Raw genomic sequence first — 2530 nt, forward strand, 5'->3', positions numbered from 1 at the left:
CACGCACGCATTTGACTGGCGACTTTCTTTAGAATGCCAATTTCTGAATTGAAATCTTCAAATACGACGTATGCGATTCTCATTTAACGGATCGTCTGTAGGATATCTGGAGGAGTATATAAACTTAACTTCGCCACATCGTGATGCCCCGGGCTAAAATTCGACCCATGCAGCGTTTGACAGTTGGGTTATTACCACCGCAGACGTAGCGTTTTATCGCGATATCGGTCTATGAAATTGCCGAAAATGCTCAGGATTTCGGGCGAAATGTTCGATAAGATGTGGAATCGGAAGCCGTTCGGAGGGTAAACGACGGTCACTGTCAAACTCATCAAGTATTTTTTGAGGAGCTTTACGTTTCTCACTATCGGTTGGCTCTTCGCCTTGAGCAGTGTCAGATTGACGAGGAAATTCGTGAGGAAAACGAGAACGACGTAGCCGATGATCGCCCACTTGCTCCAGTGACGCATCGGTCTCAGCTCCGTGCCTTCCTTGATGTTCCTAATCAGTTTTTCAGCCCTGTCCCTTTCCTTGTAAAGTTTAAGAATTTCCAGGGGGTCGTCGTCGATGCTACTTTCAAGGATGAAGAACCCCTCGACGCCGTTGATGTGCGGATTGGCAACGTCGTCCACGGTCTTTTGCAGAGATCCTTTTGCAACGATGATCCCTTCTTCGCACGGGTATTCTCCCAGCGGCTTGCCGGCCTTCGTCTTGTTGAGAAGAACGTGGTTCTTTACAAGCTCCCTGGAGAACTTGCTTCTCTTGATGGCGAGCTGGTCGTTCTCAAGGTTCTCGGAGTAAAAGATGTAGCGGGTCTCGTCTCCGTTCTTTGCCTTCACGCACTGATACGTCCTATCGTTGAGAACGACCCTGCATTTTCGTCCGGCACGGAATTCGGCTATTGCGATCCTGTATGGACCTAGCTTCTTCGGTTTGAGGGTTAGATAATGAAGCTCTTTCGCTCTCACCAGCTTCTTGTTGCTCTTAGAGTTCGCACCGCAATCGAATATCAGCACGCTCCCTGGTCTGAGAACCGCCTCGGCGGTCCTCAGCATGAACCCGAAATGCTTCTGGTCCGGCACGTTCCCCTTCTGTATGGTCAAAGCCGACGGGATGCCGTTGATCCCCGTGCAGATGCCAAACGTGATCTGCTTCTTCCCAGGTTTGCCCTCGCGGGAATAGCCGTACTCGCCAAGAGCTTCGGCCCCACCTTCGAAGTAGCTCGACGAGAAATCCGCAAACTGCTCTTTCGTCACGAGACCGTATTTCTTGATGATTTCCTGGTGCCGCTCCAATATTAGGGCGTGGCTCTGGCCTACCCGTTCCACCATCCGGTACAGTGACCGCTCGCTGGGCATATCGCCGAATCCCAGCCTGTGGAACAGATCGCGGGGGTACGACAACATCCTGTTCGTTGCCAAACAATCCCCCAATCGATTGTACACGAACAGTTCCGTGTATGGAACAAAGTCCTTTGCCTTCCCTCCGACATCGCCAAATACTTCCTCGAAATATCCGCCGAGTAGTCCGTCACCTTTTTCTATCACCGCGAGATTACCCACGCTGTAGGTCACGCTGCCTTTCATGTTTTCACCAAACTGAAATCCGACGTGGCCTATTTTACTATTCAACTGGCGAAGTTAAGTTAGTAGACCAATAACTGGCCAGAGCCAGAAGGGATGGGATATGCAACAGGCAACGAGAAGTATGCAAAGAGAGGTAGATAGATGTTTGGGCAGGCTTGCAAAGAACAGGGCTGTGAAGGAAGGCGCACCGAACGCCAGATACGATGCGGTAGAGATATTGCGGGTGTTGGTGTACACCGCGATGCTGCGGATCTTCGTAGAGAGTGCCGTATCGAGACTGAAGTACGTCTGGAGCTGCACGGTTCCGGATGCAGACACGGTCTTTCGGAGGCTGCGGTTGAACGGCGAGGGCGCAGTCAGAGCGCTGGTGGAGTTCAACCGGGAGCTTGTCCGGAGGGCAAGGACCGAAGGCTGGCTGCGCAGACCCGTAGTCGTGGCCATAGACATGTGGGACCGAGAATATTATGGAAAAAACAGAGATGTCAATTGCTCTGCTGGCAAGGAAAAGAACGGGACGATGTACTTTCATAGGGTAGCCACGCTCGCAATCGTCGAGAGGGGCAAACGACTAGAGGTGGCTATGACCCCTGTTTCGCTCTTCGCCAGGAAGGAGCGCGTCGTTCGTGCTCTTCTGACTGAGACCATGGGATTCGCAAAAATCAAGCTGGTCCTGCTGGACCGCGGCTTCAACTCGGCCTCCGTTATTCGGACCATTGAATCCCTCGGCCTGAGATACGTGATGCCAATGACCAAGAACAAAAGAGTGAAACGCGAGATTGCGAGGACAGCGGGTCTTTGGTTCCTAGTTGTCCAGAACTATCAATTCCGTTTGAACGCCAACGTAAGGACCACTTTGATCATCTTGGACACAGAACTCTACGGCAAAAAGACCAAAGACCCATACCTGGCATACATAACAAACCTTCGCGTGCCCGATGCCAAGG

General features: G+C 51.7%; 2 protein-coding genes. One reads left to right on the top strand and one right to left on the bottom strand.

Going from position 1 to position 2530, the window contains the following annotated elements; all coding sequences use genetic code 11:
• Positions 1 to 191: 191 nt before the first annotated feature.
• The gene (locus tag QME66_13330; GenBank protein MDI6809929.1) at positions 192 to 1586 is read right to left on the bottom strand and encodes a transposase; all 1395 of its coding nucleotides are present in this window, start codon (positions 1584 to 1586) and stop codon (positions 192 to 194) included.
• 100 nt (positions 1587 to 1686) lie between these two features.
• On the opposite strand from QME66_13330, the gene QME66_13335 reads away from it, so the two are divergent.
• Positions 1687 to 2530 (top strand): hypothetical protein (locus QME66_13335; protein MDI6809930.1); only part of this gene is annotated, 844 nt, incomplete at its 3' end.

The sequence above is a fragment of the Candidatus Eisenbacteria bacterium genome, assembly GCA_030017955.1.
Classification (GTDB): domain Bacteria; phylum Eisenbacteria; class RBG-16-71-46; order JASEGR01; family JASEGR01; genus JASEGR01.

Coding starts and splice junctions, on each gene's coding strand:
- QME66_13330 (MDI6809929.1), bottom strand. CDS start 1,586: ATGAAAGGCAGCGTGACCTACAGCGTGGGTAATCTCGCGGTGATAGAA.